This is a genomic window from Microbacterium aquimaris, assembly GCF_039531285.1.
In the GTDB taxonomy this organism is placed as follows: domain Bacteria; phylum Actinomycetota; class Actinomycetes; order Actinomycetales; family Microbacteriaceae; genus Microbacterium; species Microbacterium aquimaris.
The window spans coordinates 1,568,615-1,583,744 of the sequence record NZ_BAAAPT010000001.1 but is presented as its reverse complement, the minus strand read 5'-3'; the positions used below and the strand labels follow the sequence as shown (position 1 = coordinate 1,583,744).

At 69.4% G+C, this 15,130-nt stretch carries 11 protein-coding genes; 4 read left to right on the top strand and 7 right to left on the bottom strand.

The window, feature by feature from the left end:
- Positions 1–144: 144 nt before the first annotated feature.
- The gene (locus ABD204_RS07310; protein ID WP_194423974.1) at positions 145–5,691 is read right to left on the bottom strand and encodes an SdrD B-like domain-containing protein; all 5,547 of its coding nucleotides are present in this window, start codon (positions 5,689–5,691) and stop codon (positions 145–147) included.
- Between the two features lie 390 nt (positions 5,692–6,081).
- Here ABD204_RS07310 and ABD204_RS07305 point away from each other — a divergent pair, with 390 nt between their 5' ends.
- Positions 6,082–6,741 (top strand): TetR/AcrR family transcriptional regulator, encoded by a 660-nt coding sequence (locus ABD204_RS07305; protein ID WP_206697158.1) that lies wholly within the window; start codon positions 6,082–6,084, stop codon positions 6,739–6,741.
- A gap of 21 nt (positions 6,742–6,762) precedes the next feature.
- On the opposite strand, the gene glmM is transcribed toward ABD204_RS07305, so the two are convergent.
- From glmM to ABD204_RS07275, 6 genes are all read right to left on the bottom strand, one after another.
- On the bottom strand, positions 6,763–8,118 hold the full coding sequence (gene glmM / locus ABD204_RS07300; RefSeq protein WP_194423972.1) for a phosphoglucosamine mutase: 1,356 nt from the start codon (positions 8,116–8,118) through the stop codon (positions 6,763–6,765).
- 17 nt (positions 8,119–8,135) lie between these two features.
- Positions 8,136–8,618 (bottom strand): 30S ribosomal protein S9, encoded by a 483-nt coding sequence (gene rpsI, locus ABD204_RS07295; RefSeq protein WP_194423971.1) that lies wholly within the window; start codon positions 8,616–8,618, stop codon positions 8,136–8,138.
- 26 nt (positions 8,619–8,644) lie between these two features.
- Entirely contained in the window at positions 8,645–9,091 is a 447-nt protein-coding gene (rplM, locus tag ABD204_RS07290) for a 50S ribosomal protein L13 (protein WP_194423970.1), read from the bottom strand.
- Positions 9,092–9,511: 420 nt separating this feature from the next.
- On the bottom strand, positions 9,512–10,189 hold the full coding sequence (locus ABD204_RS07285) for a CPBP family intramembrane glutamic endopeptidase (protein ID WP_194423969.1): 678 nt from the start codon (positions 10,187–10,189) through the stop codon (positions 9,512–9,514).
- Positions 10,190–10,274: 85 nt separating this feature from the next.
- A complete protein-coding gene (locus ABD204_RS07280; RefSeq protein WP_194423968.1) occupies positions 10,275–10,793 on the bottom strand; it encodes an LPXTG cell wall anchor domain-containing protein in 519 nt (172 codons plus the stop codon).
- A 216-nt stretch (positions 10,794–11,009) separates the two neighbouring features.
- On the bottom strand, positions 11,010–11,825 hold the full coding sequence (locus tag ABD204_RS07275) for a CPBP family intramembrane glutamic endopeptidase (protein WP_322597542.1): 816 nt from the start codon (positions 11,823–11,825) through the stop codon (positions 11,010–11,012).
- 52 nt (positions 11,826–11,877) lie between these two features.
- Here ABD204_RS07275 and ABD204_RS07270 point away from each other — a divergent pair, with 52 nt between their 5' ends.
- From ABD204_RS07270 to ABD204_RS07260, 3 genes are all read left to right on the top strand, one after another.
- Positions 11,878–12,477, top strand: a complete 600-nt coding sequence (locus ABD204_RS07270; RefSeq protein WP_194423967.1) for an arsenate reductase/protein-tyrosine-phosphatase family protein — start codon at positions 11,878–11,880, stop codon at positions 12,475–12,477.
- Between the two features lie 82 nt (positions 12,478–12,559).
- On the top strand, positions 12,560–14,197 hold the full coding sequence (locus tag ABD204_RS07265) for a tyrosine-protein kinase domain-containing protein (protein WP_194423966.1): 1,638 nt from the start codon (positions 12,560–12,562) through the stop codon (positions 14,195–14,197).
- A 6-nt stretch (positions 14,198–14,203) separates the two neighbouring features.
- Entirely contained in the window at positions 14,204–15,124 is a 921-nt protein-coding gene (locus ABD204_RS07260; RefSeq protein WP_194423965.1) for a hypothetical protein, read from the top strand.
- The last annotated feature ends 6 nt before the right edge of the window (positions 15,125–15,130 follow it).

Sequence of the window (15,130 nt, the reverse complement as noted above, 5' to 3'; positions counted from 1 at the left end):
TCAGCACCCGGATCACTCCAGAGGTGGCCCGACGAAAGCACCCGATCACGACGAAACCACCCCTTCCTGCCGCCCATTCGGGATGGGTTCGGCAGAAAGGGGTGGTTTCGTCTGTGCCGCCGGGGCCGAGGCCCCGGCGGGGGGTCAGACCTCCGCGCGACGGCGGAACGCGCCGACCACGATCAGCCCGAGGCCGATCAGGGCGATACCGCCGAAGAGCAGTCCCAGCGGGGCGTCACCACCGGTGCGCGGGAGGGACCCGAGCGTCGGGGTGGCCGGCTCCGGCGCGGCGGGCAGCTCGATCACACCGGCGTCCCACGTCGGGTCGATGCCCTCGGTGGCGCTGACGACCGCGTACGGGTAGTCGGACGTCAGGGCGGTGTTGCCCTCGCCGAGCGTGATCGTGGCGGTCAGGCCCGTGGTCACGTCGGCGTCGGAGTCGCCTGCGACGTCGTCGCCCGAGAGGGACGAGGTGAACTCGTACGTCTCCTGCTGCGCGTCGGTCAGCTCGAACTGCACCGTGTAGTCGCCGGCCCGCAGGTCGTCGAACAGGTACAGCCCGTTCTCATCGGTGGTCGTGTAGTCCACCAGCATGCCGTCGCCGTCGAACAGGCGCACGATCACGCCGTCGAGGGTGTGCTCACTGTCGTCCTGCACGCCGTCCTTGTCGCTGTCGATCCACACGACGTCACCGACCGCGTAGGTGCGGTGGATGAAACCGAAGTCGAGCGTCGCGTCACGGGCGTCGTTGTCGACCAGGTCACCGCTGACGGCGACCCACTCGCTCGAGTCGAGCGCGGCGTCGCCACCGGCATTCACGAGCGTCGGGCGCAGTTCGGTCAGGGCCTCGATGGTCGAGGCGTCGTCCTGATCGATCGTGACGGTGTAGCTCTCGCCGTCGGCCAGCGCGGGCAGGCGGGTGAACTCGTAGAACCCGTTCTCGTCGGTGTACACCGGCTCCACCGCTTCGCCGTCGATGTCGGTGACGGCTTCGCCGTCAGGCCCGGTCAGCACCAGCTTGACGCCGGCGATCGGGGTCTCGGCGTCGGAGGTGCCCTGCACACCGTCGCCGTCTTCGTCGAGCCACACGTAGTCACCCACCGACACCTGCTTGCGGATGACGCCGGCGTCCCACGTCGGGTCGACACCCTCGGTCGCCTCGAATGCCTGGTCGGCGTAGTCGAGGTCGAGCTCGGTGTTGTCCTCGCCGAGCACGATGACACCGGTGGTGCCCGTCTCGACGGCCGCGTCGGAATCGGCGCCGAGTGCGCCGGCCGCGGTGTCGGCCGTGGTGAAGGTGTAGAGGTGCTGCTGCTCCTCGGTGAGGGTGAACCGCACGCGGTACTCCCCCGGCGCGAGGACGTCGAACAGGTAGCGACCGTCCGCGTCGGTGACGACCGGGTCGACACCGTCGAGCGGCTCGCCGTCGGCGTCGAGCAGGGTGACGGTGACGCCTTCCAACGGCAGCTCGGTGTCGCCCTGCACACCGTCGCGGTTCTCGTCGATCCACACCACGTCGCCGATCGCGTAGGTGCGCGGCATGAACCCGAAGTCCAGCGTCGGGTCGATCGCACCGTCCTCGACCAGGTCGCCGCTCTCGGCACTCCAGTCGTTGGAGTCGCGGGTCGGGTCGTCCCCTTCGCCGGCGGGCGTCGGGCGCAGTTCGGACAGCGCCTCGACGGTCGAGGGGTCGTCGCGGTCGATCGTGACGGTGTAGGACTCGCCCTCCGGCAGCGCCGGCAGGTTGTCGAACAGGTACAGGCCGTCCTCGTCGGTGGTCTGCGGCCCGACGGTCTCACCGTCGAGGTCGGTCACGGGCTGGCCGTCCGGCCCGGTGATCACCAGCACGACACCGGGGAGGGGCTTCTCGTCGGGCGAGGACCCTTGGATCCCGTCGCCGTCGATGTCGAGCCACACGTAGTCGCTGACGGCGACCTTCTTGCGGACGACGCCGGCGTCCCACGTCGGGTCGATGCCCTCGGTGGCGGTGAACGCCTGGTCGGTGTACGAGGAGGTCAGTTCGGTGTTGTCGGCATCCAGTGAGATCACGCCGGTCACGCCGGTCGCGACCGCCGCATCGGAGTCGGCGCCGGCGGCCCCGGCATCGACGTCGGCTGCGGTGAAGCCGTAGATGAGCGACTGCTCCTCGGTGAGGGTGAACTGCACGCGGTACTCGCCGGCGACCAGCTCGTCGAAGACGTAGCGACCCTCCGCGTCGGTGACGACCGGGTCCACGCCGTCGAGCGGCTCGCCGTCCGCGTCGAGCAGGGCGACGGTGACGCCTTCCAGCGGCAGCTCGGTGTCGCCCTGCACACCGTCGCGGTTCTCGTCGATCCACACCACATCACCGATCGCGTAGGTGAGGTCGACGAACCCGAAGTCGAGCGTCGGGTCACGGTCGCCGGGCTCGGTGAGCTCGGTCGACTCGGCGATCCAGTCGCTGGAGTCGGCGGCGGTGTCCTCGCCCGCTCCCGGCGTGGTGGGCATGAGGCCCTCGAGCGCGGCGATCGTCCCGGCATCGTCCCGGTCGATGGAGACCGTGTAGGACTGACCGGTCTCCAGGATCGGCAGGTCGGTGAACTCGTAGAAGCCGTTCTCATCGGTCACGGTGGTGAGGGGCTCGCCCGCACCGTCGACGACGGGCTCGCCGTCCGGACCGGTGATGGTGAGGGTCACACCCTCGATCGGCTCCTCGTCGGCGGAGGTGCCCTGCACCCCGTCGCCGTCGGCGTCGTACCAGACGTAGTCCCCCACCGACACGACGGTCGGGACATCGGAGGGCTCGTTGTAGAACCGCACGGTCTCGACCGCGCCGTCCGCTTCCACGGTGATACGCACCGGCTCGTCGTCGCGCAGGTATCCGAAGGGTGCGCGCATCTCGACGAGGGTGTACGTGCCGGGCTCGGGAACGGTCACGGCCTTGTCGCCGCCGTCTTCACCGGGCACCATGAGGCGTCCGTCGACGACGTAGGCGTCATCGATCACCGCGGCACCGTCGGCGTCGAGGATCTCGAACCGCGCGTCGCGGTCGGTGATCGCGACGGTCTGGTCGTCGGTGTCGATCTTCAGGATGCTGAGCGGGTATGCGTTGGTCGGGGTGATGGTGGCGCTGGTGCCGCCGATCTCGTTGATGATCCCCACGTCCTCGGTGAAGGAGTCGACCGACACCTTCACGTACAGGTCGATCGCGTCGCTGGTGTTCAGCACCGTGCCGTCGCGGTTCGCGATGGTGACGACGTCGCGACCGTCGACCTCGCTCTGGGTGGCGACGAGGTTCCCCGGGAGCGTGAAGCTGTCCCCGGCGGTGACGGTTGCGCTGTCCACGTCGTCGGCTTCGACGAATCCGTCGAAGCTGACCTCGGCGGGCAGCACGTCCAGGATCTCGGCGATCGACACACCGGCGGTGCCGTACGAGCCGTGCGGGATGACGCGGATGCGGTAGATGAAGCTGTCCACGGCCAGCTGGCCGTCGTCCACGCCGACGCGGAGGTTCTGCGTCCACGTGTCGGTGTCGGCGTTGTAGACCGTCTTGGCCACTTCGAGCTCGTCGCCGTAGCTGGTGGCCTCGATGACCTGCTCCGAGGTGTAGACGAGCCCGTTGGATGCACCGATCAGCTGGGCGTTGTTGGTGATCTCCAGCGACTGCTTGCCGACGACCGGCTTCGTGGTCAGCGGGATGTACACCTCCAGCTTGCGGTCATCGGCCAGGCCGGCCGCCGAGATGGCAGCGGCGAAGGCGTCCGTGAAGGCGAATTCGAGCGCGCCGTCGTCATCTCGCGTGAGGTTCCAGAACGTCGCGTCCAGCGTCGTGGAGCCGATCGTGTTGACGGCGCCGTTGTTGTAGATGACCTCGATGTCCGCCTCGATCGCGTCCAGATCGCTCAGGTCGAACACGTTCGTGTCGGCGAAGTCGACGATGCGGCTCTCGGCGGCGATCGCCTGACCCTGCGCGACGGTGAAGATGTACGGGATGGTGATGGTCTCACCGGGTGCGACCGTCAGGTCGTCGTCACCGGTGCGCTTGGTGAACACGTCATCGGACGTACGGGGGTCCGACGGGTCGCCGAGATCGACGAAGGTCGTGTTCGCGCGGTTGGTGTGCGTGCGTGTCTGTGTGTCATCGGACCAGATGAACTGCGCGGTGTTGCGCACGGTGTAGGAGGTGAGCCCCTCGGAGTCGGTGCTCGGATTGGTGCCCTGCAGGTCCACGATGCGGGCCCGAACGGAGAGGTTGTAGTACGTGCCGGTGTCCTTGCCGACGTTGACGTAGAGGATCTGGCCGTCCACGACGTACTCGCCGACGTGAGCGTCGCCGGCGATGGCGGTCGCCAGGTCTCCGGACAGGCCCGTGGCCTCGGTGAACACGACCGGCGTGCCGTCGCTGGTGGCTGCGGTGAAGAAGTCGGCCTCACCGGTGAGCCACTCGGCCTGGTTCGGCAGGGTGTCCTTGACCACGACGTTGCTCGTGAGCCCGAACCGTTCGCCGGCGAAATCGGCGAATCGGGTCAGGTCGGTGCGGATCGTGTAGGTCACGTCCTGCGGCGCGGCGAGGTCTGCGCCGGTGTCGGTCGGGTCGACCGGGGTGAACGGCTTGACCTGGGTGACATCGACATCCTTGCGGAACGCGGCGCTGCGGTTCGGCTGCGCCGGTGCGGCGACGGATTTCTGAACCGTGGTCGACGCGGCGGAGGTGGCTCCGGTGTCGGAGTAGGTCACGGTGTTGGTGAAGGTGGTCTTGTAGGTTCCCCCGTCGAGCTCGACGGCGTCGTAGCCCTCCTGCAGGGTGTCGCGGATGCTCGCGAGCGCGGCGGCGTCGGCGATGCGTGCCGTGTAGGTCAGGCGCAGTTCGGAGTTCGCGGGCAGGTCGACGACGGCCGAGAAACCTGCGGCGGTGACGTCGGGGCTGATCGCGAAGGGGGTGGTGGTCTTGTTGAGCCCGTTGTCGTCCCACGTGGTCAGCTCGGCGGCGAACGAACCGGCCTCGATGGCCAGGCGCGGGTCGATGGCGTCGCTGATGGTGAGGCCGTCGACGGCCTCGGTGGTGTCGATGGAGACGGTGTAGGGGATGTCGCTCTGCAGCGCCGCGTCGCTGATGGCGACCGTCCCGTCGGAGACCGAGACGAGTCCGTTGAGGTTGTGCGCACCCACGCTCTTGTCGCGCGCGTCGACGACGTCCTCGAATTCGTCACCGGGCTGCTTGACGATGACGGTGAGATCGGTCGTTTCGGCGTCGACGGTCCAGGTCAGCTGTTCGATGCTGGAGGTCTGCACCTCGTCGAGCCGGAACGTCAGGCCCCACAGCCCCTGGTTGATGCTGGGGTCGCGCGGGTCGTCGACGGTCAGCTGGAGGCTGCCGTCCGGGAGGCGTGTGATCGAATCGAGCACCGTGTTCCCGGCCGGGATGACCAGGGCCGAGTCCGGGATCGTCACGCCGTCGGGGACACCGATGACGATCTGCTGCCCGTCGGTGAGCTTGGTGCTGTCGTACTGGATGTTGAGGGTGTAGTCGACACCGGTGGTGACGACGGTGTTCTCGCCGTACTGGTCGGTTCCCCCCGGGTTCAGCGTGACCTTGATCGCGCCGGCCTCGGCCGCCGTGGCGGGGATGACCCCGGTCATGGCGAGCAGCGCGGCCAACAGCGCTGCGATGACGGACATGAAGGTGGCGCGGCGCGTCCGGTCGCGTGACACGGCCCTTCGCTGCTCGGACCTCGATGACTGCATGACGTGGATTCCCCTCGGGTGTGATGGCGTCCGACATCGCACGGAGGCGGGATTCGCAGCGCGTGCCAGATGGTGGGACGCTCGAAACTTAACTACATAAAGTCCTTATAAGCCAATGCAAATGACCGATTCATGCGTGTATCGCGGGATAAATCGCCCACCACTCGGGCGCTCTTGCGATACAGACTGCTCAATGATTTATCTTCGGTAGATCTTGCGATTACCCTGCGGGTCGGGGACCTCTCCGTCGAGCCGGGGGTTCGCGGCCCCGATAGTCTGGCCAGGCAACGTCGGGAGGGGAGCCGGACTTTGTGGGACTCGATCGAGGGCTCGGGGCGCGAAGCGACCCGGGCCCGTGTGTTACGCGCCGCGTACGAGGTGTTCGCCGAGGTGGGGCTGGATCGCGCCACCGTCGAGGTCATCTGTGCGCGTGCCAGCTTCAGCCGAGGTGCGTTCTATTCGAACTTCCGGTCCAAGGATGAGCTGTTCCTCGACCTGATCGACCATGTGTCGGGCGCACAGATGAACAAGGCCGAGGTACTGCTCCGGCACTGGCGGGCGACCGCGTCGGAGCCTGCCCTGGCTGCCACCGCGGAGGGGAGCCTCGCCGAGGTGATCCGGCGGATCGCCGTCGATGCGACCCAGGACCGGACCGGGGTGATGCTCATGGCGGAGGTCCGCATCCGCGCGATGCGCGACCCCGAGACCGCCGAAGCGTACCGCGCCCTGCGCACAAGGATGCTCGGCCAGGTCGCCGAGATCATCGCCGTCTCGGTAGACGTCCCCGGTGACGGCGCACGCGTGACGGTTGCCGAGCTCGCACGGATGGCGATGGAGGCGTGGGAGGCCGCCGCCGCGGAAGCGGTGATCGCCGGGCTCGATGAAGCCGGCATCGCGCGGGCTGTGAGTGACCGTGTCGAGGCGGTCGCGCGTCTGACCCTCGACGCGTGGCCCTCGCCGCCTGCCCGAGGGCACGGGTCCGTGCGGACCCCGCTGCCGACCGCAGCAGGTCGCTGAGGTCGCGGTGCCGCCCGGGGGTCAGAGCGCCAGGCGGGTGGCGACCACCGAGGCGAGCGCGTCGGCGTGGGCGCGGGCGTCGTCTTCGGACGCCGCCTCGACCATGACCCGCACCAAGGCCTCGGTGCCGGATGCGCGCAGGAGCACGCGTCCGGAATCCCCGAGCACGCGCTCGGCGTCCACGACGGCCTGTGAGACCACCGGGTCGCCCACACGCGAGCGATCCACGTCGGTCACGTTGACCAGGACCTGCGGGTACACCGTCATGATCGACGCCAGTTCGGCGAGCGACTTGCCTTGGCGCGCCATCTCGGCGGCCAGGTGCAGTCCGGTCAGCAGCCCGTCGCCGGTCGTGGCGAACTCGCTCATGATCACGTGACCGGACTGCTCCCCACCGAGGGAGTATCCACCCTCGTTCATGCGCTCGAGCACGTAGCGGTCGCCGACCGCGGTCTGCTCGACGCGGATACCGTGCTCGGTCATGGCCCGATGCAGACCCAGGTTGCTCATGACGGTCGCCACCAGCGTGTCGTTCGCGAGATGACCGCGGTCCTTCATCGCCACCGCGAGGATCGCCATGATCTGGTCGCCGTCGACGACGGCTCCGTTCGCATCCACGGCCAGGCAGCGGTCGGCATCGCCGTCGTGCGCGATGCCGAGGTCGGCTCCGAGTCGGACGACCTCCGCCTGGAGAGCACCGAGGTGGGTGGATCCGACGCCCTCGTTGATGTTGAGTCCGTCGGGATCGGCGCCGATCACCGTGACCGTCGCCCCCGCATCGGCGAAGGTCTCGGGCGAGACCCCCGAGGCGGCGCCGTGAGCGCAGTCGAGCACGACGTGGAGCCCGTCGAGGCGGTTCGGCAGCGAACCGAGCAGGTGGACGACGTAGCGGTCTTCGGCATCGGCGAAACGTCTGATGCGGCCGACCGCGCCGCCGGTGGGTTGGAGTTTGGGTGCGTCGATCGCCGCTTCGATGCGTTGCTCGACCACGTCCGGGAGCTTGACGCCCCCACGCGCGAAGATCTTGATGCCGTTGTCGGGCGCGGGATTGTGCGAGGCGGAGACCATCACGCCGAATGCGGCATCGATGTCGGCGATGAGGAACGCCGTGGCGGGCGTGGGCAGCACACCGGCATCGAACACGTCGACGCCCGATGAGGCCAGGCCTGCCGACACGGCGGCGGTCAGAAACTCCCCCGACACACGCGGGTCTCGAGCGACCACGGCGGTGAGTCGCTTACCGGCGGCGCGACGCGCATCCGCCGTACGACCCTGGCCCAGGACGACGGCGGTCGCCTGGGCCAGGGAGAGAGCGAGATCGGCGGTGAGGGAGCCGTTGGCCAGCCCCCGCACCCCGTCCGTACCGAAGATCGGCATGGAGGACGGTTGCTCGATCAGCGCTTCGAGTACTGCGGCGCCTTGCGGGCCTTCTTGAGTCCGGCCTTCTTGCGCTCCTTGACGCGGGCGTCACGGGAGAGGAAGCCGGCCTTCTTCAGCGCCGGGCGGTTGTTCTCGAGGTCGATCTCGTTCAGCGCACGGGCGATGCCGAGGCGGAGCGCACCGGCCTGGCCCGAGGGGCCGCCACCGTGGATGCGGGCGATGACGTCGTAGCCGCCCTCGAGCCCGAGCAGGGTGAACGGGTCGGTGATCAGCTGCTGGTGCAGCTTGTTCGGGAAGTAGTCCTCGAACGACCGACCGTTGATGGTGATCGTGCCCGAGCCGGGGATCAGTCGCACGCGCGCGATGGCCTGCTTGCGACGACCGACGGCGGCGCCGGGGACCGAGAGCACGGGGCGCTCGGCGGCGGCCTCGGTCTCGTCGGCCGGGGTCTCGGTCGAGAAGTTGGAAAGGTCTGCGGAGTCCTGGATGTTCGCCACGAGTGTGTCCTTGTCTGAGGCGGCGCTTACTGGGCGACCTGGTCGAGCGTGTACGTCTGGGGCTGCTGAGCGGCGTGCGGGTGCTCGGCACCGGCGTAGACCTTCAGCTTCGACAGCTGCTGGCGTCCCAGGCTGTTCTTGGGGAGCATTCCGCGCACGGCCTTCTCGACGGCGCGGACGGGGTTCTTCTCGAGGAGCTCCGCGTAGGAGACCGACTTCAGACCACCCGGGTAGCCCGAGTGGCGGTAGGCCATCTTCTTCTGGAGCTTCTGACCGGTGAGGGCCACCTTGTCCGCATTGACGATGACGACGAAGTCGCCCATGTCCATGTGCGGCGCGAAGGTCGGCTTGTGCTTGCCGCGGAGAAGGGCGGCGGCGTGCGAGGCGAGGCGGCCGAGAACGACGTCGGTGGCGTCGATGACCAGCCACTCGCGCTGGGCTTCGCCAGCCTTGGGGGTGTACGTGCGCGTCACAGTGGTGCTGCTTTCTTGATCGAACGGAGAGGTTCGTGAATCCCGCTCCGGTGGTCGTTCCGAGGCGTACGCCGCGGGGAACAGGCCGGGTGGAGGGCTCACGTTCGTGGTACCGCACCAGCAGGGCGCAGGCACCAAAGAGCAAGAATACGCCACACGGACGCGATCGGCAACACCGGACCCTCGGTCGAGGTCGGCAGGGTTGCGGTTGGGCGCAACCCTGCCGCCATCGACCCCCGATGACCGGGCGACTCGGCGCGCCTTACGGCGCCCCCGAGCCGCTGTTCCCCGTCAACAGCGATGGGGTGTCGTCAGAAGTTGCAACCTTCCCCAGCAGCAATCCGACGTTGTCATTCAACGCCGCCGCCGGAGGGTTCTCAAGACGGGTTCCGCAAGGCGTCCGCAAGATTGCGGCATGACTCACACCAACAGGAAGATGACACCGCTCCCATTGAACCCGACGTGCGCGACGACGGCGCCGGTGAGTCGCCCGCCGGCCGCGACCAGTGCCCCACAGCCCACACCGACGACGAGGGACGCGACCACGACGGGCCAGCCGGATGTCACACCGAGGGGTCCGACGTGCACGAAGACGAACAACGCCGTGCTCACCGCGATGGCGGCGAGCCGTGCCGGCCAGGATCCGCCGCCGACCTGGGCGAGAGCCCGCTGCACGAGACCGCGGAAGAAGACCTCTTCCACGATCGGAGACACGAGGACGTACCCCAGGATGAGGACGGCCAGAGCCAATGCCGCCTGCGCGGCGTCGGCGTCGAGTACCGATCCTCCGAGGCCGCCCCCGGTCGGTGCGACGACTTCCACGAGTCCGCGCATCATCACGGCGAGCGAGAAGCCGAGCAGCACGTCGAACCCGCACGCCTCGAGACGGGCGCGACGATCGACCGGAACGCGGGTGCCACCGGTCAGCCGGTGTGCGGCGAAGGCGGCGAGGAGCATCGGCAGGTTGATGAGCACGATGTCCACGAGCGAGGCGGTCCATGCGGGAACGCCCCCCAGCGCGAGTCGCCACGAGGGCGCGAGACCGATCATCAGGACCGTGGCGAGCAAGCCCGCCGTCGCGACGACGAGTGCGGCCACCGGCCGCCGGTACGGGAACGACGCAGGCCCCGGGGGTGAACCCGGGGCCTGCGTCATGAAACTGTGGTGTCGCTCGAGAACAGCGTCAGCTGTTCTGCGAAGCGCGGCGGCGAGCAGCCGCGGCGGTGACGGCGATGCCGCCGAGTCCGACGGCTCCGACGCCGAGCCAGATGGCCCCCATCGGAACGTCGCCACCGGTGGCCGGCAGCTCACCGGAGCCGCCGTCGCTGGTCACCGAGATCGAGGTCGAGGCGATGACGTTGCCGTCGGTGTCGGTCAGCACCACGTCGTAGGTGCCGGCGCCCCCCGCGGTGAAGTTCGCGGAGGCCGACCCGCTGACGACATCCTTGGTGACCGAGTAGACGGTGTCACCCGACGCGGCGTACGCGATCGAGGTGAGCGTGGCGCCGCTCGGGCCGGTGATGGTGAACACGACCTGGTCGTATGCGCCGAGACCGGTGAAGGTGATGACCGTCGACTCACCCGGCGCGAGGACCGGGTCGGAGACGGCGCCGCCCGAAGGCGTGTAGGCGGTGGCGGCGGTCGAACCACCGAGGACGAGCGCGCCGGCGATAGCGAGCGCGGCGAAAGACTTCTTGAACACGGGACTCCCAACAGTTCCGAGTAGCGGCAATATTCTCGAGAGCAATCGGACAGCGCCCACCCTGTGGTGGAAGTGACCTGTGTGACTGCTGTGTGTACGAGAGGCTACCCCCCTCACGTCCTCCAAGGCTAGAGCCTCGGGCGGCGCGGACAAAACCCGCGACGTAAACGTCGTGTAAACGCTCGCCCCACGAGATCGCCGACCGCGGGGCGGACTTCAGCTCAGGGCGGTGCCCACCGCCGCGAGAGCGACCCAGACGGCGTTGAAGGTGATGTGGGTCAACACGGCACCCCAGATGCGCCCGGTGAGGATCACGAGCGCACCGCAGACCAGCCCCAGCACGCCGATCGAGACCACCTGGTCGACCGCGAGGTCGCCGACCAGACCGTGCACCAGGACGAACAGTCCGCTCGAGAACAGCACCGCCGCCACCCCCGCGATCACGGCACCACACGGGCGCCGCAGCACGGTGTACAGCGCGACGAGGATCACTCCGCGGAAGAACAGCTCCTCCACCGTCGGAGCGACCAGCACCGGGGCCAGCACGTCGGTGAACAGCCAGCCATCCGGCAGCTGCCCTCCGATCCGGGTGAACTGCGGGAACGCCGAGGCTCCTCCGGCCGACTCCAGCCACCCCTGCACCATCCGCAGCATCGCTCCGAGCGTCACGCCGAAAAGCAGATCGACCGGGCGCAAGCGCATCAGCCCGATCGGGCGCGAACGGGTGAAGGCGAACACGACCGGCGCGAGCATCCCGAGCCACAGCACCCCCGACGCGACCGCGGGTGCCGCCGCGCTCGGCCAGAGCACCGTGACGGCGGTCGCCCCGAGCACGCCGACACCGAGCCCGGCGAGCGCTGCCGCCAGGGTCCACTCGCGCCATCGCCGGACGCTGCGACCCCCCAGACGCCAGTCGGTGCGGCGGGCGCGTCGCCGCGAGCGGTCGCGGCGAGCGGAAGCGCCCTCAGGAGCCGGGATGGACTCGAGGAACTCGGTGGAGGACGCGGCGGCGTCGCTAGAGTGGGCGGACACGCGAACACGCTACCGGGGCCGCCCGAACCCCCTGCACGCGAGGAGTCCACGGTTGGTCGAGCTCATCACCGTCTGCACCGGCAACATCTGCCGTTCGCCCCTCGCCGCGCAGCTGTTGCAGACGCGTCTGGGCGACCTGGACCCACGCGTGACCAGCGCCGGCACCCGCGGCCTACGTTCAGCCCGCATGACCCGGGAGTCGGCCTACCTCGCGCAGCACCTCGGCGTGCCCGCGGAGGTCTCCTCGGCCCATCGCTCGCGCTTCCTCCAGGAGAGTGACCTCGCGACCCCCGATCTGATCATCGCGATGACCCGGGAGCATCGGCGCGACATCGCCGAGCTGGCCCCGGCGCGACTGCGACACACCTTCACCGTGCGCGAATTCGCGCGCCTGGCCGCCACGACCTCGGATGCCGATCTGGTGTCGTCGGCGGCGGCCGCCGGGCCCGACGGCGGCGCGCGGCTCCGAGCCGCCGCCGAGGTCCTCGCCGCACGCCGCGGTCTCACCCCTCCGCCTGCCGACCCGGACGACGATGACGTCGTCGACCCGTTCCGCCAGGAGTGGAGCGTGTACCAGCGCTCAGCCGCCCAGCTCGTGCCCGCGCTCGACGAGGTGGTCCGGGTCGTCCGACTCGTCGCCGCACCCCGCTGAGTCCCGGCGACGGCACACGCCCGAGGACCTCGCACGCCGCGTCATCGTCTGTAACAAGTGCTGTGGCAGGATTGGCGCCAGTATGGAGCTCACCGACTACATCCGCATCCTGCGCAAGAACTGGCTGATCATCGTGATCGCGACGCTTGTGGGCGTCGGCAGCGCCGCCGCGTACTCCTTGACCCGCGTTCCGCAGTACGAGGCCTCCAGCACCGTCTTCGTGTCGACACAGGCAGGCTCGACCGTCTCGGAGCTGCAGCAGGGATCGAACTTCACCCAATCGCGCATGACGACCTACGCGGAGCTGGTGACCAAACCGATCGTCACCAACCCGGTCATCGCCGAGCTCGGCCTCGGGGTCACCTCCGACGCCCTGTCGACGAAGGTCTCCGCCTCCAACCCGCTGAACACCCAGCTCGTCACGATCACCGTGACCGACCCCGACCCGGTGCAGGCGGCGAACGTCGCCAACGCTCTCGGGGCGAGTCTGTCCTCGGCCGTCGAGGCCATCGAGAACACCACCGGTGCCGAGACGAGCCCGGTGCGCCTCACCCGTGTCGAGGACGCGATCCCACCCTTGAGCCCATCGAGCCCCAATGTGCCGTTGAACCTCGCGCTGGGCGCCCTGGTGGGGTTGGCGATCGGGGTGGGCGTGGCGGTGCTGCGGTCGGTCGTCGACACCCGCATCCGGACCCCGCGTGACATCGAGCTCGTGACCGACACCCCCCTCATCGGCGCGATCGCCTTCGACCCGAAGGCCAAGGAACGCCCCCTCATCGTGCACGCGGATCCCCTGAGCCCCCGCGCCGAATCATTCCGCACGATGCGCACGAACCTCCAGTTCCTCGACATGGAGGGTCGGTCGAGCTTCGTCGTGACCTCCAGCGTGCCCAGTGAGGGCAAGTCGACCACGACGATCAACCTGGCCATCGCGCTCGCGGACGCCGGGAAGCGCGTCGCCCTTCTGGACACCGACCTGCGCAAGCCCAAGGTCGCCGAGTACCTCGGGATCGAGGGCGGCGCGGGTCTGACGGACGTGCTCATCGGACGCGCCCGCGTGGGCGATGTCATGCTCCCGTGGGGGCACCGCAGCCTCTATGTGCTCCCGGCGGGGAAGATCCCCCCGAACCCGAGCGAGTTGCTCGGGTCGAAGCAGATGGAGACGCTGCTGAGCGTGCTCGAGCGCGACTTCGATGTCGTGCTGTGCGACGCGCCGCCACTGTTGCCGGTGACCGACGGGGCGATCTTGGCCAAGTCGACCTCCGGTGCGATCGTCGTCATCGCCGCGGGCCGGACCAACCGTCACCAGCTCACCGGGGCGATCGACGCCCTCGACACCGTCGGTGCGAAGATCGCCGGTGTCGCCCTGACGATGGTTCCCACCCGCGGCCCCGACTCCTACTACGCCTACGGGGCGGGCTACGGCTACGGCTACGGCTACCGCGAGGAGCCCCAGAAGAAGCGCGGGGCGCGCCGCACGAGCGCCCCCGCCCCCGTCGAGCCCGAGACCGAGGCGGCACCGATGGACGAGAGCTTCTTCGGTCTCGCCGGCCCCGACTCCGCGACCGACGAGGCGCCCGCGACGGAGACGCCCTCGCGTCGTCGTTCGACGGCGACCGCCGAGACCCCACCGGTCCCCGCCACCCGCGCCGAAGCGGCCGGCGCACCCCCGGAGCAGGCTCCGGAGGGTGACTCCGCCTGGCGCCCGACCACACCGTAATCATCGATGGCCGGGGGAAGAACGGGCACGCCGACGGCGGCCCAGTGGGGCGCTGTCGCGCTCGTCGTCGTGCTCGCGATCGCGGTCGGTGCAGTCGCCTATCTGGCGTACGACCGCGCGAACCCCACCGTCGACGGCCAGAGCGCCGCGCCGGTACCGACCTTCTCGCTCGGCGTGGAGACCTCTTCTCCCACGCCGAACGTGACCGCCCCGGAGGTCGACACCCTCGCGCGGGCGGATGAGCGGTTCCTCTCGGTCGGCGCCGCCGCCTGGTGGCGGGCCACGGCGGGCGCATGCGGGGGCGCCGAGCCCCTGGTGGAGCGCTCGGACGACGCCGGTCAGACGTGGGTGGACGTGACCGGCCGCTATCGCGACATCGCCGCGGTCGCCTCGCTCGACGCGTTCGCCGACTCGGAGGCCGAGATGGTGGTCGGCGTCGGCGAGGACTGCGGGACACAGGGATGGCGGACCTTCACCCAGGGGGCCTTCTGGGAGCCCTACGACGACCTGGTCCTGTCGGCCGCGCGGTACATCTCCCCCACCGACCCTGCGGTCGTGGAGCAGCCCGCCGGACCGATCGACGCACCGTGCGCCGACGCGCGCGGACTGCGCGCCTCGGGCGAGACCGTCGCGCTGGTGTGTGACGCGCAGGCATGGGTCCTCGACTCCGCAGGCACGAGTTGGACACCCTTCTCCGACGCCGGCGTCGGAGCGGTCGCGATCGACGGCGCCGATGTCGTGGTCGCCGGCGCCGCACCCGACTGCGAGGGTGTCGCTCTCACGCGCTACGCCGACGCCGATCCGGAGCGGTCGACCCCCGCGGGTTGCGCGCCCGCGGCCGACCCCACCGGGGCACTGGCGATCACGCCCAGCGCGGACGGGATCGTCCTGTGGTCCGGCGACACGCTCACGACCGTCACCGGGTGAGGCCCC